17 protein-coding genes are annotated in these 20,707 nt (G+C 47.8%); 11 read left to right on the top strand and 6 right to left on the bottom strand.

Translation table 11 applies throughout. The annotated features are described in order from the left end of the window. Window positions 1-68 precede the first annotated feature (68 nt). The 5 genes from ftsY to rpoH all read left to right on the top strand — a co-directional run bounded on the left by ftsY (window position 69) and on the right by rpoH (window position 5,871). Entirely contained in the window at window positions 69-1,340 is a 1,272-nt protein-coding gene (ftsY, locus tag ACY2RR_RS04150) for a signal recognition particle-docking protein FtsY (RefSeq protein WP_490106883.1), read from the top strand. A gap of 72 nt (window positions 1,341-1,412) precedes the next feature. Further along, window positions 1,413-2,099 carry a cell division ATP-binding protein FtsE gene (gene ftsE, locus ACY2RR_RS04145; protein ID WP_490106882.1) on the top strand — a complete coding sequence of 229 codons (687 nt, stop codon included), beginning with the start codon at window positions 1,413-1,415 and terminating at the stop codon, window positions 2,097-2,099. After that, window positions 2,096-3,184, top strand: a complete 1,089-nt coding sequence (gene ftsX / locus ACY2RR_RS04140) for a permease-like cell division protein FtsX (protein ID WP_490106881.1) — start codon at window positions 2,096-2,098, stop codon at window positions 3,182-3,184. Before ftsE ends, ftsX begins: the two co-directional genes overlap by 4 nt. A 235-nt stretch (window positions 3,185-3,419) precedes the next feature. Further along, window positions 3,420-4,883: a hypothetical protein gene (locus ACY2RR_RS04135; RefSeq protein ID WP_490106880.1), complete on the top strand. Its 1,464-nt coding sequence runs from the start codon at window positions 3,420-3,422 to the stop codon at window positions 4,881-4,883. A gap of 130 nt (window positions 4,884-5,013) precedes the next feature. Next, a complete protein-coding gene (gene rpoH / locus ACY2RR_RS04130) occupies window positions 5,014-5,871 on the top strand; it encodes an RNA polymerase sigma factor RpoH (RefSeq protein WP_490106879.1) in 858 nt (285 codons plus the stop codon). 69 nt (window positions 5,872-5,940) lie between these two features. On the opposite strand, the gene ACY2RR_RS04125 is transcribed toward rpoH, so the two are convergent. Then, complete coding sequence (locus ACY2RR_RS04125; RefSeq protein WP_490106878.1) at window positions 5,941-7,059, bottom strand: EF-hand domain-containing protein; 1,119 nt, start codon at window positions 7,057-7,059, stop codon at window positions 5,941-5,943. A gap of 244 nt (window positions 7,060-7,303) precedes the next feature. On the opposite strand from ACY2RR_RS04125, the gene ACY2RR_RS04120 reads away from it, so the two are divergent. After that, window positions 7,304-8,788 carry a carboxypeptidase M32 gene (locus ACY2RR_RS04120; RefSeq protein WP_490106877.1) on the top strand — a complete coding sequence of 495 codons (1,485 nt, stop codon included), beginning with the start codon at window positions 7,304-7,306 and terminating at the stop codon, window positions 8,786-8,788. 61 nt (window positions 8,789-8,849) lie between these two features. Here the strand turns inward: ACY2RR_RS04120 and ACY2RR_RS04115 are convergent, their stop codons facing one another. Both ACY2RR_RS04115 and ACY2RR_RS04110 read right to left on the bottom strand, forming a co-directional pair. Continuing rightward, window positions 8,850-9,425, bottom strand: a complete 576-nt coding sequence (locus tag ACY2RR_RS04115; protein WP_490106876.1) for a YceI family protein — start codon at window positions 9,423-9,425, stop codon at window positions 8,850-8,852. Window positions 9,426-9,479: 54 nt separating this feature from the next. Continuing rightward, complete coding sequence (locus ACY2RR_RS04110; protein WP_490106875.1) at window positions 9,480-10,025, bottom strand: cytochrome b; 546 nt, start codon at window positions 10,023-10,025, stop codon at window positions 9,480-9,482. A 143-nt stretch (window positions 10,026-10,168) separates the two neighbouring features. Between ACY2RR_RS04110 and ACY2RR_RS04105 the strand changes: the two genes are divergently transcribed. Beyond that, on the top strand, window positions 10,169-11,053 hold the full coding sequence (locus ACY2RR_RS04105) for a LysR family transcriptional regulator (RefSeq protein WP_490106874.1): 885 nt from the start codon (window positions 10,169-10,171) through the stop codon (window positions 11,051-11,053). Between the two features lie 7 nt (window positions 11,054-11,060). On the opposite strand, the gene rep is transcribed toward ACY2RR_RS04105, so the two are convergent. Next, complete coding sequence (rep, locus tag ACY2RR_RS04100) at window positions 11,061-13,073, bottom strand: DNA helicase Rep (protein ID WP_490107050.1); 2,013 nt, start codon at window positions 13,071-13,073, stop codon at window positions 11,061-11,063. A gap of 125 nt (window positions 13,074-13,198) precedes the next feature. Here rep and ACY2RR_RS04095 point away from each other — a divergent pair, with 125 nt between their 5' ends. After that, a complete protein-coding gene (locus tag ACY2RR_RS04095) occupies window positions 13,199-14,566 on the top strand; it encodes an MFS transporter (RefSeq protein WP_490106873.1) in 1,368 nt (455 codons plus the stop codon). A 16-nt stretch (window positions 14,567-14,582) separates the two neighbouring features. On the opposite strand, the gene ppx is transcribed toward ACY2RR_RS04095, so the two are convergent. Beyond that, window positions 14,583-16,088, bottom strand: a complete 1,506-nt coding sequence (gene ppx, locus ACY2RR_RS04090) for an exopolyphosphatase (RefSeq protein ID WP_490106872.1) — start codon at window positions 16,086-16,088, stop codon at window positions 14,583-14,585. Window positions 16,089-16,282: 194 nt separating this feature from the next. Between ppx and trxA the strand changes: the two genes are divergently transcribed. Further along, window positions 16,283-16,606 (top strand): thioredoxin TrxA, encoded by a 324-nt coding sequence (gene trxA, locus ACY2RR_RS04085; protein ID WP_490106871.1) that lies wholly within the window; start codon window positions 16,283-16,285, stop codon window positions 16,604-16,606. Between the two features lie 343 nt (window positions 16,607-16,949). Continuing rightward, window positions 16,950-18,209 carry a transcription termination factor Rho gene (gene rho / locus ACY2RR_RS04080; RefSeq protein ID WP_490106870.1) on the top strand — a complete coding sequence of 420 codons (1,260 nt, stop codon included), beginning with the start codon at window positions 16,950-16,952 and terminating at the stop codon, window positions 18,207-18,209. Window positions 18,210-18,295: 86 nt separating this feature from the next. Here rho and ACY2RR_RS04075 read toward each other — a convergent pair whose 3' ends face one another. Then, complete coding sequence (locus ACY2RR_RS04075) at window positions 18,296-19,072, bottom strand: class I SAM-dependent methyltransferase (protein ID WP_490106869.1); 777 nt, start codon at window positions 19,070-19,072, stop codon at window positions 18,296-18,298. Window positions 19,073-19,227: 155 nt separating this feature from the next. Between ACY2RR_RS04075 and ubiD the strand changes: the two genes are divergently transcribed. Then, window positions 19,228-20,694, top strand: a complete 1,467-nt coding sequence (gene ubiD, locus ACY2RR_RS04070; protein ID WP_490106868.1) for a 4-hydroxy-3-polyprenylbenzoate decarboxylase — start codon at window positions 19,228-19,230, stop codon at window positions 20,692-20,694. Window positions 20,695-20,707 lie beyond the last annotated feature (13 nt).

Raw genomic sequence — 20,707 nt, 5'->3', positions numbered from 1 at the left:
AGTGTTAGTATTACCTGATACTTAGACCTGTATTGACCTGATGCAGAATTCCGGAATTAGCGAATACGATGTTTGGTTCCAAAAAAGACGATAAAACCAGTGGCGCAAAGCGCCGTTTCTGGCCCTTTGGCCGGAAATCCGAAGAAGCAGCGTCTGAACAGCCTGTAGAAGAGGTTGCAGAGAGTACAGTTTCTGAAGCACCTGTTGAACAACCAGCTGCTGAAACAGTAACTGCTGAGCAACAATCTCAGGATGTTGAACCTGTAGAGGTTAAGGTTGAAGAACCTGCGCCAGCAGCTGCTGAGCCGACTCCTGTAGAACCAGCACCAGTGGCAGTTAAGCCTGAACCTACCCCTGCACCTGTAGCGCCAGCTCCTCAGCCTGAGCCTGAAGAAGAGCTCGAAGAAGAAAAGGGCGGTTTCTTCTCCCGGATGAAATCCGGCCTCTCCAAAACCCGCGCATCTCTGGTTGATGGCGTTACCACGCTGTTTATCGGTAAGAAAGAAATCGATGACGAGCTGCTGGAAGATCTGGAAACCCAATTGCTTGTATCCGATGTGGGTATTGATGCGACCCGCCAGATTATTGATGGCCTGACCCAACGGGTTGCCTATAAAGAGCTGGATGACGCCGATGCTTTGGTTGACGCGTTGAAAGCTGAACTCTCAAAGATTTTAAAACCTGCCCACAAACCTCTGGTGATTGATACCAGCAAGAAGCCTTTTGTGATTCTTGTTGTGGGTGTGAATGGTGTGGGTAAAACCACCACTATCGGCAAAATGGCTCGCCAGTTCCAGGGTGAAGGTCACAAGGTGATGCTGGCTGCTGGTGATACTTTCCGTGCGGCAGCAGTAGAGCAGTTGCAGGTATGGGGAGAGCGGAACGATATTCCTGTGATTGCCCAGCATACCGGAGCGGATAGTGCATCCGTTCTTTATGATGCCTTTGAAGCCGCCAAAGCTCGTCAGGCAGATATCCTGATTGCGGACACAGCAGGTCGTCTGCATAACAAAGACAACCTGATGGAAGAACTGAAAAAGGTGAAGCGGGTTCTGGGTAAGATTGACCCTGAAGCACCTCACGAGATTCTTCTGGTTGTTGATGCCGGTACCGGCCAGAACGCTCTGAGCCAGGCCAAGTTGTTTGACGAAGCTGTTGGTTTAACAGGTATGGCTCTGACCAAACTGGATGGTACAGCAAAAGGTGGCGTGACCTTTGCTCTTTCTCAGCAGATGCAACTGCCCATTCGTTTCCTTGGTGTGGGTGAGCAGATTGCCGATCTTCGTCCGTTCAATGCGGATGAGTTTGTCGATGCTCTGTTTGCAGATATTGATATATAAAACAGTCACTGGTTAGGATGGCTGATCAGCCCCTGAAAGGTAAGGGGCTGTCTGGGAGTAAGGGACTGGCCGATGATTGTTTTTGACAGTGTAAGTAAACGTTTCCCTAACGGGCATATCGGGCTTGATCATATCAACCTGCATTTGGAACGTGGGGAAATGGCTTTTCTGACCGGGCACTCTGGTGCAGGAAAAAGCACGCTGTTGAAGTTGATTATGCTGATGGAACGTCCCAGCAGCGGTCATATTCAGGTGGGTGGGCATCGTCTTGCTCACCTGCGTAGAGCACAGATTCCGGCACTGAGACGTAATATCGGTGTCGTGTTCCAGGATCACCAGCTGTTGTTCGACCGTTCTGTTTTCGACAATGTTGCCATTCCTTTGCTGGTGGCTGGATTTGATGAAGACGATATTGGCAAGCGTGTTCGTGCCTCTCTTGATATGGTCGGTCTCCTCGACAAGGAAAAACTTAACCCTCTCTCCCTTTCCGGTGGTGAACGTCAGCGTATCGGTATTGCCCGGGCTGTTGTTAACCGTCCTGCGGTTTTGCTGGCGGATGAGCCGACCGGTAATCTCGATCCAGACTTATCTGCAGATATCATGCAGCGCTTTCATCACTTCAATCAGGCTGGAATGACAATCCTGATTGCCACCCATGATCTCGATCTTGTTCACCGTATGGGTCACAGGGTTATTACTCTTGAAAAGGGGCGTCTTGTTTCTGAGGGAAATCTTGTCTCTGAAGGTGATGAAGTATGAGTCGCAGGGATGATGGTCGTGGTTCTGATAAACCAGCCCGTAAGGCTGCTGTAACAACGTGGCGTAAAACACCTCCCAGTCAGTCTGCTGCCGAAAACAAAAAGAAAGCACCGAAGAAAAAGAGCGCTCCCAAGAGTAAAGCCTCAAAAGGCTATACAGGCTCAGCTCTTGGACATTGGAAGATTCTTATTGCCTTGCATCGTAAGGTCGCAAAAGAAGCTTTGTCTCGAATCTTCGCAACACCTTTAGCCAGTCTGGTAACTGTTCTGGTTCTGGGGGTGGCGATGTCGCTTCCTGCGGCACTATCCATGACTCTGGATAATCTCCGTGATGTTGCCGGCAGCAGTCAGGTAACGTCTGTGCGAGTCTCGTTGTATCTTGAAAGCAGGATCAGTGATGATCAGGCCTCCCGTATGCGGGAAGATCTTGCCAGTGATCAGGCTATTGAACGGGTGATTTATATCTCGCCGTCCCAAGGGTTGGCAGAATTCGAAAAGTACTCTGGCCTGGGAGAAGCGCTTCGCTTGCTGGATAACAACCCGCTTCCTGGGGTTCTGGAAATTGAGCCTACAGGTTCTTCTCCTCTTGCTGTGAGTAACCTGAAAAATCGCCTGATTCGAATGGGCGGTGTTGATGAAGTACGGGTTGATAGTGACTGGCTAAAACGCCTCAATGCCATGTTGAAACTGGGAGACCGTATCCTTACCGGTGTTTCTATCCTGATCTTTTTGGCGGTACTTCTGGCAGTAGGCAACACTATTCGTTTACTTGTGGTTAATCGAAAAGACGAAATTCGGGTGGTCAAACTCGTTGGCGGTTCTGATGGTTTCGTTATTCTTCCCTTTCTCTACAGTGGTTTCTGGTATGGCCTGCTTGGCGGTTTGCTCGCTTCTGTTATGACATCTGCATTGTGGTTTGCAGTGTCTGGCCCTGCACAGGAGCTGGCAAGTTTGTACCAATCATCTTTTCGCCCCAGTTTTCCCGGCATAGAGATATGTTTGACTTTGACGTTGACCGGAATGGTTATGGGAACGCTTGGAGCCTTTCTGTCCAGCTGGCGACAATTGCGTCATATTGATCCCTGAACAGAGAATTGCGTGCGGTTAAACGCTTACAAAAAAACGCACAATATCTGCAATCGTTTTTTGAACCAGTGCTTTAATTGGTGGTCTTTGGAACATCTCGATTTAATGCTTGGATGTTACCGTGGCTACTATGAAAATCCGATGTCATTTCTTAGGGTTCAATAAAGCCCTTTCTTTCCTCTGTATTGTTAGTGCACTTGGTTTTGCTTCTGTGCATGGAAGTGAAGGTTTGCTCATGCCTGAAGAACCAATTGAGGAAGAGGAAATTATGTCAGGCGGGCGGATCCTTCGAACGAAGCACTTTGTGCATCAGGGTTCTGCCGGTGAGGAGTTCGATTCCCAGCAGAGTCCTGATTCAAATATTACCGGGAGACTTTTCAATTACATCTCCGGTACCAGCTACTGGGCCTACAGTGGACTGAACGATTATTACGAGTATTACCGTTGGGGTGAGAACCCTTACGACAAAATTCCCGATGAAGATATATCAGCTGATGACATAAGTGATGTTGATACCCTGATCTGTTACATAGGCAGAGATTCGGCAGTACTTAAAAGACTTTATGGTAATGAAGAGAATTTGAGATTCCTCGGTCATAAGCTTTCTGACTGGGATACCAGTAAAACGCTGGTACGGGTGACAGACACAGAAATGGCTCGGTTAGGCCTGGAAACAATGCAGAGTGCTCAATCTTCGGAGCAGAATAGTGATTCCCCCCAACAGATAAATGAAAGCGCCGGACAGAATGCTGGCCCCAGCTTACGCAACCGGTCCTGGTGCTTTGCAACTACAGAGGCTGGTTCTGCAAAAGGTGTGGTGAATATCCTGAAAGACCAAGGGCGGTTTGAGCAGGGGCATGGAACAATCTGGATTACAGCAGGTGATAATCACCTTATACACAGCGGCACAGGTCGTGTTATTGCGTATGCTCCGGTACATGATAACCCAATAGAAGATCACCGTGAGGCTGGGAAACTAGTTCTCGAGCTGGGGCCGGTGTATATGAAAGAAATTTTTCTTGTTGACGCTGGTGGTGGTGTTCTCAGCGCTTCTCCAAGCTCGTTAAAGACTTATGTGGATACTAAAGAGGGAAAGGTTGATCTTATGAGTCTGGATCGACTTATGGCTGGTTACCATAGTCAACTCTATGATCTGACCATGAGTATGTCTGGTAAAGCTGGAGGCATTGGAGCCATGACAGCTGCCTTTGCAGTGGGCGGTTGGATTTCCGGCGCTGGCGCTGTTGGGTGTGCTGCTCTTGGCGGCACGCTGGGTGTAGCGGCAACGCCTTTTGCTTCCTACCTTTTGGAAAAAGACGTGTATGAAGCTACAAGTTCATTCTGGCTTCCGTTTGTGACAGTGGAAAACCTGACAGTACGCTCTTTGCGTAGCTTGTCGACTCTTGCTCAGTGGGGAGCGGATGGTATGGAAGCGGTCAGTCAAAGGGTCACTGCGGCAACGGGTTACCCAGTATTTTCAATTCTCAGTGCTGCGGCTGTAATTGGGATATATAAAGGTTTCCCCATAATGAATGCTGTAACCGGGGGAATAGCTAGTAAAGTTGTTGTAGGAACAGGCGTCACTCTTGGAGTAGGAGCTGTTGGTATAGGGGTTGTGTATTTCCTGATGTCTACCGATACACCTAATTCTGGTATGGCGAGTACGGCCTGGGAATACGTGAAAAGCGGCCAAAAGTAATCAGAAAACTGTTAAACTACAGGTAGTAGTAACGAAATAAAAAATCTATTTCTCGGAACTTTTCGTACTATTCAATGTCTAGAGAAATTGATGATAAACTACAAGCCGATTTCAACAACGGAGACCTTTAATGGGAACCAGCCTGCGACCGGTTGATATGCTGACCCCCGGCCAAAATCTTGAGGCCTATATTCATGCTGTCAGTAGCATCGCTGTGTTGTCTGTCGAACAGGAAAGAGCGCTCGCTGACCGCCTTTACTACGACAATGATCTTGAAGCTGCACGCCAGATGGTTATGTCCCATCTGCGTTTTGTTGTGCATATTGCCAAGAGCTACGCTGGCTATGGATTGCCACAGGCCGATCTGATCCAGGAAGGTAATGTTGGACTCATGAAAGCTGTACGCCGTTTTAATCCTGAAATGGGCGTACGTCTGGTGTCTTTTGCTGTGCACTGGATTAAAGCTGAAATTCACGAATTTATTCTGCGTAACTGGCGGATCGTAAAAGTTGCGACCACCAAGTCTCAGCGCAAACTGTTCTTTAACCTGCGTTCCAGCAAAAAGCGCCTGGCCTGGTTGAACAAAGAAGAAACTGCGGCGGTAGCCAAAGATCTAGGTGTTGATGAAGCCGTTGTTCAGGAAATGGAAAGCCGTATGGCTGGCCAGGATACAGCGTTTGACGGCTACGCTGATGATGACGATGATTCCAGTTATCAGGCACCTGCCCATTATCTGGAAGATCGTGCTGCTGACCCTTCCACTCTGCTGGAAGATGCCGATTGGGATCAGGATTCGACATCTCGCCTGCAATCCGCTCTGGCCGGGCTGGACGAGCGCAGTCAGGACATTCTGAAAAGCCGCTGGCTGAACGAAGAAGGCAAGGCAACTCTCCACGAGCTGGCTGCCAAGTATGATGTTTCCGCTGAACGTATTCGTCAGTTGGAAAAGAATGCTCTGAAAAAATTGAAAGGCGTTCTTGTTGCTTAGCTAGCTTTGTTTGAAGTTAAGTTCACGTATAAAAAGGGTTGCTGAGGCAACCCTTTTTATATGGGTCTCTCAGTAATTCAACTTGTAAAAGTAGTGATGGAAATCCTGCAAAGGCATTTCAAAATAGTATTGGCCTGATATATCGCCTTCACCTACCTTTTCATAAGAACCTTCGCCATGAGGGTTTCGCAGTACAACCGTTTGCCTCATAAGGCTGTATTCGACCACGCTGTACTCGTAGCGACTGGAAAGGTTTTTATAAGGACGACCCAAATGCTTGCTCAAGCTGATATGTGCTGTAATAGCACGGCCTTCATAGAGTGCTTTACGTAAAAGTCTTTCACAGTCTGTAATGCTTATGTTGGAAAGAGTCACGGTTTTGGTTTTGTGGCCGGTGAGCAGAAATTTGCTGAATGCTGCTGTTAATGAGTCCCGTGACTGCCTGTCTTCTAGATAATGGTGATCCTGCTTATAATTTTTATAGCCCTGTGGATCACCATTGTGATTTAAAAGAATTGCCAGCGCTCTTTCTATAGTTTGAAGCCAGTGCCCACGCCCGCTGGTGTCGGAATACCTCAATGTATCGATGGGAGTAGGTTTTTCAACAAACACTGGTGGGTAACTTGCAAAGTGTACAACAGCATCACCGCTGGGCTGTTCGTCAATCAGGCGATAAATATCTTCACGCCCCGCCTGTGTGCCAGCAAGAGATACAACAGATGCGATAAATGCACTGTTTTCCAGGTTACGAGACATGCGAATACCTTCCGACTGAATGCTTTCTATGCCACGGGGATAGTAAAGTGATGGTGATGTGGGAAAGTTATTGATTTGCTCCAGCTTCATGTAGTTCTGGTCAATCTCACGGCGTTCTTTGCTATTTAGGAGTTCAAGGTCGCTTCTGGTGATACCACTGTTCTCCGGACCATATTCATCGTTAGAGCGCTGTAGAATAGAGCCGTATCTCTGGATGTAGAGAAACAAGTGGGACGCTTCATCGTGATTAAGGGTTTTATGAAGCTCTCTTACATTCAGCTCTTCTTTCGTAAGAAACCCATCACCGTCCTGGTCAAACTTCTGAAAAAGCGATTCCTGTACGTCTGCGAGGCTGAATGTTGAAAAAATAAGCCAGAAAAGAGTAATTAGAAAGCGCCCTTTTGGGGCTACATTAGGGGCTTGATTTGCCATGAAAGCCTCCTCATCCTTAAGAAAAACTAGTGGTATATAAACTCTTTGATTGTTTTGGTGGTAAAAAGTTGCACAAAGTTAACAAAAGTTATCTTTGGGGGGGAGGCCATAGGCATGCATGCTATTAAGTCGTTGTTCAGAGCTTTCAGGTAACGCCGATTGATTGCTAATAATGATGACAGCGATGTAATCTCACTAGGTTCGTTTTTTATCAATCCCTTCTTCCAGTCATGGATACTAAATAATGAGCGCATTTGAAAAACTCAAAGCTCACTCTAGAAAAATTTCTCACTTTAAACATCTGGGCGCAATTTGCGGCTGGGATCAGGCAGCAGTGATGCCCAGTGGTGGTAATCAGGCTCGTTCTGAGGCTATGGCGGAGCTGTCAGTGCATATTCATGGCCTGCAAACACAGCCTCAGTTAGAAGAGTGGTTTGATCAGGCTGAAAAAGAATCACTAGCCGCTGATGATAAAGCGACCCTGAGAGAGCTAAAGCGTCAATGGCAGTTGTCAAACCTGTTGCCGGAAAAGCTGGTTCAGGCTAAGTCTCTGGCAGGCTCCAAGTGCGAACATGCATGGCGTACCCAACGTGGTGAGAATGACTGGCAAGGGTTCGAAAAAAACTGGGTAGAAGTAGTCAAGCTTTCTCAGGAAGAAGCGCAGATCAGGGCTGAAGCTACAGGGCTCACGCCTTACGATGCGATGCTTGATGTTTTTGAACCAGGTACCAGCACAGAATCTCTGGACACTTTGTTTAACAGCATAAAGAGCTGGCTGCCGGGGCTTATTGATCAAGTGATAGAAAGGCAGTCTTCAGAGCAGTTTATCCAGCCAGAAGGCACTTTTGAGACGGAGAAACAAAAAGCACTGGGACTGGAAGTTATGAAACTGCTCCAGTTCGACTTTGATCATGGCCGTTTGGATGAAAGCGTACACCCATTCTGCGGTGGCGTGCCTTCCGATGTGCGCATTACTACCCGATACAACGAGAATGAATTTGCCCAGTCGCTGATGGGCATTATTCATGAAACTGGTCATGCCCGTTATGAACAGGGATTGCCTGAAGCCTTATCCGGGCTGCCTTCGGGTGAAGCTCGCTCAATGGGAGTTCATGAATCTCAATCCCTGTTCTTTGAAATGCAGGTTGGCCGCAGTGAAGCCTTTATTGCGCACCTGGCTCGACTGGCAGGTAAACACTTTGAAGGCCATAACCCTGCGCTACTGTCTCATGAAAATCTCAATAAGCTGTATACCCGCGTAGAGAAAGGCTACATCCGCGTTGATGCCGATGAGCTGACTTATCCGGCGCACGTAATTCTTCGCTATGAAATTGAACGTGACTTGATGAATGGGAAAATTAAGCACACTGATGTGCCCGAACTGTGGAATGAAAAGATGCAGGCCTATCTGGGGCTGTCGACTAAAGATAACTTTAAGAACGGCTGCATGCAGGATATTCACTGGACGGATGGCGCGTTTGGCTATTTCCCTTCCTACACCCTCGGTGCCATGTACGCGGCACAATATATGGCTGTGATGACGCAGACTGTTGATGTTGACGGTGTTATTCGAAGTGGAAACTTGTCGCCTATATTCACCTGGCTCTCAGACAATATCTGGAGCAAAGGTAGCTTGCTGACCACTGACGAATTAGTAAAGCAGGCAACAGGTGAAACTCTTAATGTGCAGTATTTTAAAGATCACCTTGAAAGCCGCTATTTGAAATAATCTAAACAAAACCAAAAAGGGCACCCGAGGGTGCCCAAACACACACAATTGATAACTGGATTTACTTGCGAATACCTTCGATCAGTAAGTCCAGCTGAACTTCTGTAGAAGCCGGGCCGAGGTTGTAAGTAATACCGTAATCCGCCAGCTTCAAAGTAGTCTGCCCTTCAAAACCTGCGCGGTAGCCGCCCCATGGGTCATTACCTTCGCCAATCTTTTTAACCGGGAATGCAATATTTTTTGTGACACCGTGCAGGGTCAGGGTGCCTTCCAGAGTTCCACTCATGCCGTCTGCATCTGGAGTAAAGCCGGTGCTGGCAAAGGTAGCTTCTGGGAATTTATTAACATTCAGGAAATCTTTGCCACGCAGGTGCTTGTCACGCTCAGCATGGTTGGAATCAATGCTGGCGGTTTGAATAGTCACGTTGATTTTGGAATCTTCCGGTTTGGCAGCATCGTAGCTGAAATCGCCTTCAAAAGTATTGAAGCGACCAATCAACCAGCTGTAACCAAGGTGTTTGATTTTGAATTGAACAAAAGCATGAGCGCCTTCAGTATCAATCACATAATCTGCCGCGTTTGCTGAAGCGGAAGTCAGAGCTGCAGCAACCAGTGCCGCCTTAAGAAAGTTTTTCATGGTATCCCTTTTGTTTTATTAGATATGTCTTACTTAATGTGGAGCACTGTCTGATCAAGCCTGAGGCTTGATCATGCGACGTAATGTCCGGTCTTTATCAATAAAGTGGTGCTTTAAGGCAGCCAGAAAGTGGAGGCCAACAAATCCCATCAGGGTGAAAGCCAGAATTTCGTGAATTTCTCCAACAACAGATTCCTGGTTCTCTATCAGCTTTGGCAGAGCGGGTACTTCAAACAGGTCAAAAACTGCGATACTCCGACCGTCTGCTGTTGAAATCATGTAACCAGTAATCAACAGGCTGAGAATGGTCAGGTACAGAACCCAGTGCATAGCTTTAGCTGCCAGCAGTTCATGTTTTGGGGCGGGTTCTGGTTTTGGGCGTGGATTAATATTTCGCCAGATAACCATCATGGCCCACAAAACCATCAGCAGTATGCCAATGCTTTTATGCAGTTGCAGAGAACCTCTGTACCATGGATCGTAATAGGTCAGATCAACCATATACAGGCCCAAACCAAACATAAACAGAATGGTGGTAGCCTGCAGCCAGTGCATGGCGATTGTGATCCAGCCATAAGAATTTTGTGAATTTTTTAGCACTAGCAGCTCCTTTTTCAGGTGTACTGTAAAGAAATATCTGCCTGTACGAGAAGTCCATAGGAAAGCAAAACAGTTGTGCAAATATGCACAGTGTTATGGGGTTGTTATCATCAACCAGAAATAAAGCATGGGGTTGGAGTGGGATGAGTCAAGTCAGTTGGGATGAGTTACGTATTGCCTGGCAGGTTGCTTCGTCCGGTTCGTTAAGCAAAGCTGGCAAGGTTCTGGGTATGAATCATGCGACAGTGTTGCGGCGCGTGAATGCTCTGGAAGAGTCTCTGAATGTACGTTTGTTTCTCAGGCATCAACGTGGTTATCAGTTAACTGACGCAGGGCGTTTACTTGTGAGTGAAATGCCAGATATTCAACAACGTATGAGCAGGCTTGAGAATCTTCTGGTCAGTACGGAAAATCGCTTGAGTGGTCCACTTTTGATAACCACTGTTATTGATTATATGCCCCGCATTAATTCAGCACTCAAAGCGTTTCGAGATATCTATCCTGAAGTCCAACTGCAGATCATTGCCACAGACGACATTATTCCTCTTTCTTCCGGTATGGCACATGTCTCTTTACGTATGGGGTCACAGCCTGATGAGTTGGATGTAGTTGCCCGTCCTCTTATGGATTTTCAGGTGGGTTATTTCGCTGCTTCAGAATACATTTCTCAACATGGCCTTCCATCCTCCCCTGAAGAGTTTAATCAGCACTTCTGGGTGATGCCTTCTGGAGGTAAACAACAGATACCTTATATCAAAGCTATTGTTGAGCAGCTTAAACCACAACAGTTGGCTTATCAGAGCAATAACTTCCTGGATTTGCAGTCTGCAGTAGTTGAAGGAATGGGGATTGGACCAATGCTGGTTGATGCGGCAGAAAGGCACCTGAACTTACGCCAGCTTGAATGTGTTGAAGATTATGAAATTGATCCTGTTTGGTTCGCATATCACCGGGATATGAAAACCAATCGCAAAGTCCAGGCGCTGTACACATTTATGGAACAACACCTGTCTTCGGAGAAATATTAATAAAAGGTTAAAGATCCAGATCAAGGCTATTGAGGATATCGTCCAGCGCTTCCTGCCCGCGAGCATAACGTTCCTCTTCTGTGGAACGCTGTTCCCAACCTTCATAAACAAGGTCTTCCTGAGGCAGTTCATCAATAAAGCGGCTGGGAGTTGTATCCATATTCTCGCCAAACTGACGACGAGTTGCTGCCAGAGTCATGGTCAGTCGCTTACGGGCACGAGTGATACCTACGTAAGTGAGTCGACGCTCTTCCTCAATGTTATCCTCCTCAATGCTGGTGCGATGGGGAAGCAGTTCTTCTTCCATGCCCACCATAAAGACATTGGGGTATTCCAAACCCTTAGAAGCATGCAGAGTCAGTAGTTGAACTTTGTCGTCATCTTCTTCCTCTTCCTGGCGTTCCATCATATCCCGGAGAATCAGGCGAGTGATGGCATCTTCGAGAGTGGCATCTTCATCAGCGCGTTCCAGAGTCTGCTGAATGGAATTCACCAGAAAGTGAATATTACCCATACGCTTTTCGGCAACAGCATCGCTGGATGTGTTCTGATAAATCCAGCTCTCGTAGTCACTCTCGGCAACCAGCTGGTTGACCGCTTTCATAGGTTCGGAATCACTGGTACGTGCGAGAGTGTCCATCCAGTGTGTGAACTGCCTGAGTTTTTCGACGTAACGTTTGTCGAGAGTCTCTTCCAGCCCTAATTCATGGCAGGCCTGGTACATGCTGACATGCCGCTGGCCTGCATAAGTGCCGAGCTTTTCTAATGTTGCAGCACCAATTTCCCGGCGGGGAACATTAATAATACGCAGGAAGGCGTTGTCGTCATCCGGATTCACCAGCAGGCGAAGATAAGCCATCATGTCTTTCACCTCGGCACGGGCAAAGAATGATGTTCCGCCGGTAATGTTGTAAGGAATCTGATGCTCCTGCATCTTCATTTCCAGCAAACGAGACTGGAAGTTACCCCGGTACAACACGGCATAATCACGCCAGTGGGTGTCATGCTTGAGACGGTGAGCAAGGATTTCAGTGGCTACACGTTCTGCTTCGCTGTCTTCATTTCGACAACGCACAACGCGAATTTCATCGCCAACACCCATTTCACTCCAGAGTTTCTTTTCGAAAACGTGGGGGTTGTTGGCAATAAGAATATTGGCCGCTTTCAGGATGCGGCTGGTGGACCGATAGTTCTGTTCCAGCTTAACCAGCTTCAGGGCTGGAAAGTCCTCTTGCAGCAATCCCAGATTCTCCGGGCGTGCACCACGCCAGGCATAGATAGACTGGTCATCGTCACCCACCACAGTAAACATGGCCCTATTACCAACTAGTTGTTTAACCAGAAGATATTGGCTGGAGTTGGTGTCCTGATACTCGTCCACAAGCATGTAGTGGATTTTTTCCTGCCAGCGAGCAAGCACATCGGAATGTTCACGGAACAGCTGTACAGGCAGAAGGATCAGGTCATCAAAGTCCACAGCGTTAAAGGCTTTCAGGGTGCGGGCGTAGCTTACGTAGACTCGCGCAGCGAGCATCTCTTCCTCATTGCGAACACGGTCAAGAGTCTGCTGTGGCAGTACCAGATCATTTTTCCAGTTGGATATGCAGTGTTGTACAAAATCCACACTGTCTTCACCGTCAGAGAGGTGTTTGTGCATTAACTCTGCAATCAGTGCACGGGCATCCTGCTGGTCGAAAATAGAAAAGCCGGGTTTGAAACCAAGGGTTTTGTATTCCTTGCGAATAATGTTCATCCCCAGGTTGTGAAACGTGGATACGGTCAGCCCCCGTGCTGCTGGCCCTTCAACCAGTTTACCAACCCGTTCTTTCATTTCCCGGGCGGCTTTGTTGGTAAAGGTTACAGCAACAATATTACGACCTTTTAATCCGCATTCACGGATCAGGTAAGCGATTTTTTGGGTAATAACACTGGTTTTGCCACTGCCCGCGCCAGCCAGAACCAGAAGGGGTCCTGAGACGTATTTGACAGCTTCATCCTGGCGCTCATTCAATCGGGCCACTGCAGAGGGGTCTCCCAAAAAAGTGTTAATTGTACCGGCTGTATCTATAAAACAATAACCCTGCATTTCATTCAGCATCTGCTAAGTTTCCCGAGCAATGCTTGGACAACCCAGCTTTGCCACCTATGAAACTATCTTTCAAACCTGATATACCTGCAGGTTATAATCAGGCTCAAGCCGAAGTTTATGCGCGCTTGCGTTTGCAGGTTCTTTTCAGTGTTTTCTTCTGTTATTCAGCTTACTACCTCGTGAGAAAAGATTTTGTTCTGGTGATGCCGGATCTTGTATCTGAGGGGTGGAGTAAAAGTGAGCTGGGTGCCGCTATGGCTGTTATGACCGTCTCCTACGGGCTCAGTAATTTTGTTATGGGTTTTGTTGCGGACCGCTGTAGCACCCGAACAATCATGCCGTTATGTTTACTTGTTTCGGGAATTGTTTCTCTGGCTCTTGCCGGAGCAACCTGGGCTTCCTGCCCGTTTCTTGTGATTGCACTATTGATGGCTGTTAATGGCTGGGCTCAAGGGTTAGGCTGGCCTTCCAGTGCCAAAATTATTGCCCACTGGTTTCAGCGTGAAGAGCGCGGGCGAGCCACGAGTTTTTGGAATCTGTCGAATAACCTTGGGGCTGGTTTGTTAGGGCCGCTAGCTATTTTCGCCCTGACAGTATTTACCTTCTGGCAAAGTAAGCTGGTACTGCCAGCGTTGCTGGCAATTGGCAGTGCATGTTTGTGTATATTCTGGATTCGAGACCGCCCAGAAGATTGTGGCCTCCCTCCTTTACTGGAAAAAGAGAGCGAGGAAAAATTGGGGCAATCTCAGCTTGATACCCATGATCCGGGGGGCGTCAGAGGTTTTGTTCAAACCTGTCTGACAATGCCAGACCTGTGGCTTCTGGCAGTTCTGAATATGTGTGTGTATTTCATCCGCTACGGCGTGATTGACTGGGTTCCTTTGTATATGACCGAAGGGCGGGGGTTCAGCTTTGAAGTGGCCAGCTGGGCTTTTGCAACCTACGAGTTTGCAGCGATTCCTGGAACCTTGCTCTGCGGTTATATCTCAGATCGTGTTTTTCACGGCAAAAGAGTGCCGGTGAATTTACTGAATATGTCGCTGGTTCTTCTGGCATTGCTTGGTTACTGGCATTGCAATGCTGAACACTGGCTTCAGCCTGTTTGCATGTTGGCTGTTATCGGATTTTTGATTTATGGATGTGTCGTGCTGCTGCATGTTCACATCATTGATATTGCCCCTCGGCGTTATGTTGCTGCCTGCGTTGGTTTTTGCGGATTGTTTGGTTATTTGCTGGGAGCGTCGGGAGCAAACTTGTTGCTGGGAAGCGTTATTGATTCCTGGGGCTGGGATGGAGCCTTTCAATTGATTACTGCAAACGGTGTTGTGTGCCTGGTGCTGTTATTGATTCTTTGGTTCAGGGATAACAACCGGTTGGGCACAGAGGCTGTTCCTGTTTCTGGTGAACAACCTCTGGCCGAGTAATTTATGACTACAGCTGTTACTGAAACTCTAACCGGTAACCGGCCCGAATAAAGTACCCTTGCTCCTGTTCAAAATCAGCGGAGGTCAGCTGATGATTGTCCAGCCAGCCTTCAGGGAAGGTAATGGTTAGGCTGGTTCCGGAAACCTTGAAGGTGTATTCCGGCAGGTGTTTGTCTGAACGGCGGTGATTTAGAAGAATCGCAATACGCAGCAGAATAACCAGTTTCAGCAGACGCTGACATTCCGGCCTTGGCAGCTGGAAAAGAGACTGAAGAGGCAGTGAGCGACGATGCCCTCTTACCAGCATGGCGAGACTTTGTTGCTGACGTTTATTAAAACCAAGAAGGTCTGCATTGCGGAGAATATAGGAGCCGTGACGATGGAACTGGGTATGGGATATATCCATCCCGATTTCATGAACCATGGCAGCGCTGAGTGCTAACTGGCAGTCGCCATCAGACAGTCCCCAGGGCTTCTTGGCTTCCTGCAATAACTTATCCAGCTGGCGAGAGACTCTTTCCGCCTGTGCCATATCAACGTGGTAACGTTTCTGGATAGCTTTGAGGGTGCGGTCTCTTACATCTTCGTGATTGTTGCGGCCGATCATGTCATAGAGAAGACCTTCCCGCAGGGCACCTTCTGAAAATGACATGGTTTCTATTTTCATACTGTCGAAAATGGCGCAGAGAATAGCCAGCCCGCCGGGGAAAATATTAACCCGTTCAGGTTTCAAGCCTTGGAAGGAAATGCGATCAATGCGTTTGCAAGCCAGTAGCTCTTTCTTCAGCATCATTAACCCTTCACGGGTGATGCCGTCATGGCCGCGCTCAGTAAGAATTGTATAGACCGATTTGATTGAGCCAGATGAACCAATCGCATCATGCCAGCCCAGGTTTCGAAACGACTGTTCAATATTCAGTAGTTCCAGACGCGCGCCATAATAAGCTTCATCAAACTGACGGGCAGTAATTTTACCGTCGGCGAAATACTTTCTGGTCCAGACAACACAGCCCATATGCAGGCTTTCCAGCATCTTGGGTTCGAAGCGTTCACCAATAATAAATTCTGTGCTGCCGCCACCAATGTCAGCAACAAAGCGGCGTTCATTGTCATCGGATTGGGTGTGAGCGGCTCCGAGGTAAATCAAGCGAGCCTCTTCCCGGCCAGCAATAATGTCCACCCGGTGGCCAAGAACAGCTTCCGCGCGGCGTACAAACTCCTGGCTGTTCTGGGCTTTGCGCAGTGCATTGGTGCCCACTACGCGAATAGATTTTTTCGGCATTCCTGCGCAGTACTGAGCCATTTTTCGCAGGCAGGCGAGCCCGCGCTCCATGGCTTCTTCTGTCAGGTTGTTGTTGCTATCAAGACCGGCGGCAAGCTGTACTTTTTCCCCCAACCGCTCAACGGGGCGTAATTCACCATGATCTTCACGGGCAACAATAAGGTGAAAACTGTTTGAACCCAGATCTATAGCGGCAATCAGGGGGGCGTTATCGGTCTGCTCAGTCGTAGGTCGGCTCATGGCCACTGTCTGTCCTCGAATGCTCATAGGGGTAGCATACCAGAAGGTTATGCCGACAGAATATCGGAGTAATTAATGCTAATAAATCCCGAGGGTTTTACTCTGGATGTTATGCAGGGTTTATCCCTATATTCTCCCAATGCTATGATTGCGCTTTTCACAGCTCAAAAATAGCAACGTGAGGAACACATTCCATGAGCGAGATCGTTAACGTCACGGATGCCAGCTTCGAAGATGACGTACTGAAGTCTGACACTCCTGTGCTGGTTGATTACTGGGCCGAATGGTGTGGCCCCTGCAAGATGATCGCGCCAGTGCTCGATGAAATTGCCCGGGACTACTCCGATCGCCTGAAGGTGTGCAAGCTGAATATCGATGATAATGAAGCCACTGCGCCTAAGTACAATGTACGTGGTATTCCAACTCTGATGTTGTTTAAGAATGGCAGTGTGGAAGCAACCAAGGTCGGTGCATTGTCCAAGTCCCAACTGACAGCGTTTTTAGACAGCAATCTCTGATTTTGTCAGTCTGTTAGAAATGCAAGATTTTTCTTGCTTTTCTAACAACTTTCGTACTATTTTGTGAAGACTGATGCTGGACGCTTCAGTGGGGTTGGTGATAGATTTACAACAAGCCGCCTCACCGCCGTAGCTATAAAGCAGTTTTTGATTGAGCTTCGGACATGTAAGCTAAAAACTGATTTATTTTATCCAAGTGATAATTTTTAAAGATTTACAGTTTTTGTGCAGCGGTTAAATTTTCAGGCTAATCTCAATCCAAAGTTATAAAACGAATTCAAGCCTGACGTTCCCAGCGACAGCCACAGAATTTCCTTTCAGAAAGTAACCCACACGGTCAGTTATGCACCTTACCGAGCTTAAGAAAAAGAGTGTTCCGGAGCTCCTCAAAATCGCGGAAGAGATAGGTCTCGATAACCTTGCCCGTTCCCGTAAACAGGATGTAATCTTTTCCATTCTCAAGCGCCATGCCCGCAGTGGTGAAGATATTTACGGCGATGGTGTTCTGGAAATATTGCAGGATGGCTTCGGTTTCCTTCGCTCTTCAGACAGCTCTTATCTTGCCGGCCCTGACGATATTTATGTTTCCCCCAGCCAGATTCGACGATTTAATCTGCGTACGGGCGACAGCATTTCCGGTAAGATTCGCCCGCCGAAAGAAGGCGAACGTTATTTTGCCCTTCTTAAAGTAAATGAAATCAATTTCGACCAGCCAGAAAACGCCAGAAGCAAAATCCTCTTTGAAAACCTGACACCATTATTTCCCCAGGAACGCCTGGTTATGGAAATGGGTAACGGCGCAACAGAAGATTTAACTGGCCGAATCATTGATCTGGTTGCACCAATTGGTAAAGGCCAGCGTGGATTGATTGTTTCTCCACCAAAAGCTGGTAAAACTTTAATGCTGCAAAACATTGCAGCGAACATTGCCCGTAATAACCCTGAAAGCCATTTGATTGTTCTTCTGATTGACGAACGTCCTGAAGAAGTAACAGAAATGTCCCGTTCTGTTCGTGGTGAAGTTGTTGCATCAACCTTTGATGAACCACCTTCCCGTCACGTACAGGTTGCGGAAATGGTGCTTGAAAAAGCCAAGCGTCTGGTTGAGCACAAGAAAGACGTTGTGATTCTGCTGGATTCCATTACCCGCCTGGCTCGTGCTTACAACACTGTTATTCCATCCTCCGGTAAAGTTCTGACCGGTGGTGTTGATGCCCACGCTCTGGAGCGCCCCAAGCGTTTCTTCGGTGCTGCCCGTAATATTGAAGAGGGTGGCAGCCTGACTATTCTGGCAACAGCTCTGGTTGATACCGGCTCTAAGATGGATGAAGTTATCTTTGAGGAGTTCAAGGGTACAGGTAATATGGAACTGCACCTTGATCGTCGTATTGCCGAGAAGCGTGTTTTCCCTGCTATGAATATCAACAAGTCCGGAACCCGTCGAGAAGACTTGTTAACGACTGAAGAAGAACTGCAGCGTATGTGGATTCTTCGTAAGCTTCTTCATCCAATGGATGAAATTGCAGCGGTTGAATTCCTGTTGGATCGTATGAAACATACCAAGACCAATAATGAATTCTTCCAGGCTATGAAGCGTAAATAATCATATTTGATTATTGATTTGAAAAAGCCTTCACATTAAACGTGTGAAGGCTTTTTCTTTGAGTAAGAGTTTTTAACTGAAGAAAACTATTTTTTCCTGGCAATAAGGCGCACCTGATCATTCTCTCCATGAATCCATAATGGATACTGAGGCGCAGGTCCTGTTGTTAGTTTTTCAATCACAAATCCCATTCGTTCAAATAACATTGCCAGCTGACCCGGGTTAAAAACATTAAAGTAAGGCTTTGGTAATATCTGTTTATGCAGCTCATGAATATCTAAAGCTTTCTGGGTTGGTGGAATGACTGCGAATATTTCCCGCTCTGTCTCAAGCATGTTTTCAATGGGGGTAAAATAATCCGGGCGTTGTTCGCGTTGCTTAGCTCGTTGTTCTTTCAGCCCAATACCCTCCAGAGCTTTCGCATTTTCGCTGCAGCAGGTAATGACCGCCTTACCGCCAGAAACCAGTAAACGATGTAACTCCCAAACCGTTGCAATAAGCTCCGCATGATGCAGGAAGTGAAAAACTTCAGAGCAAAGAATTCCAGAGAACGTGCTGTCATTAAAGGGAACATTTTCGGGAAGGCTAAGATGGTGAAAGCTGAGTTCCGGACGCAGAGAATATTGTGGAATCAGGGCGTTAACCGTATCAATCGACAGCTCTGTGGCATAAACCCTGGCACCTGCATCCAGCGCATGAATGGTGTTGTTACAGTTACCGCAGCCAATATCTAGAAGTGGGTGCTCGTTATCCCAGCACTGAATCCAGTCCTCAACCAGAACATTGGTTCCTTCAAATGTGACTCCCCCAACATGTGAAACCGGGTTGAACAACGGCTTTTCTGTTTCTTCTGCAGAACTCATCAACTGCCTCGGCTGCTTTCTCGTTAATTGAGCGGCAAGTATAGGCAGGCATTTCTTAGCTCATCGGCGCTTTTATAGATATGATACACACGCAGAAACCCTAGGGACCGTACGCGAAATTGTGTGCAGTACCTCCATGGTAGAAAGGTCAGTGAATGAAATACCGTGATTTGCGGGATTTTATCGATCAGCTGGAAAAGCTGGGCGAATTAAAACGCATAAAACAAGAAGTCGACCCTTATCTTGAAATTACAGAAATCAGTGACCGCACCCTGAGGCGCGGTGGGCCGGCATTACTGTTTGAAAACCCAAAAGGTTCAGATGTTCCCCTGCTTGCCAACCTGTTCGGCACCCCTAAGCGTGTGGCGTTGGGAATGGGGCAGGACAATACCGATGCCTTGCGGGAAGTGGGCAAGCTGATGGCTTACCTGAAGGAGCCTGATCCACCCAAGGGCTTCCGTGATGCTTTAGAAAAACTTCCGATATTCAAACAGGTTTTGAATATGGGACCCAAAGTTGTTCGTAAGGCACCTTGTCAGGAAGTTGTTCTCGAAGGTGATGATATTGATATCACCAAACTGCCAATACAGCATTGTTGGCCTGGAGATGTTGCTCCACTGGTGACATGGCCACTGGTCATCACTAAAGGTCCGTTGAAAGAACGCCAGAATCTGGGGATTTATCGCCAGCAGCTGTTAGGACCAAATCGCCTGATTATGCGCTGGTTGTCCCACCGTGGTGGTGCCTTAGACTTGCGTGACTGGCAGGAACGCAACCCAGGTGAACCATTCCCGGTTGCTGTTGCGCTTGGTGCTGATCCGGCAACTATTCTCGGCGCAGTAACCCCAGTTCCCGATAGTCTTTCTGAGTACGCGTTTGCAGGACTGTTGCGCGGCTCTCGCACCGAGCTTGTGAAAGGCACGATTACTGATCTGCAGGTGCCAGCCAGCGCAGAGATTGTTCTGGAAGGTTATATCTACCCGGATGATTTTGCAGATGAAGGCCCCTACGGTGATCACACGGGTTATTACAACGAAGTGGAAAGCTTCCCGGTGTTTACCATTGAGCGTATGACTCACCGTAAAGACCCGATTTATCACAGTACCTACACAGGTCGTCCACCCGATGAGCCAGCCATGCTGGGTGTGGCATTGAACGAAGTTTTTGTGCCGATTCTGCAGAAACAGTTTCCGGAAATTGTTGATTTCTACCTGCCGCCGGAAGGCTGCTCCTACCGCATGGCCGTTGTCACCATTCGCAAGGAATATCCTGGACACGCCAAGCGGGTCATGTTGGGTGTGTGGTCTTTCCTGCGCCAGTTTATGTACACCAAGTTTGTGGTGGTCTGTGACGATGATGTAAATGCCCGTGACTGGAATGATGTTATCTGGGCAATGACTACCCGGATGGACCCCAAGCGGGACACCGTCTTCATAGAAAACACCCCCATTGATTATCTGGACTTTGCTTCACCGGAAGCAGGCTTAGGCTCCAAGGTTGGTTTTGATGCTACGAATAAGTGGCAGGGTGAAACCAAGCGGGAGTGGGGGCGTGCAATCACCATGACTGATGAAGTGAAGTCCCGGGTTGATGAACTGTGGGATGAGTTAGGTATTGAGTAAATAGTGGGTGTGT

The organism is Parendozoicomonas sp. 2304DJ65-17, assembly GCF_058148445.1.
This window is presented reverse-complemented; position numbering and strand designations above follow the sequence as displayed.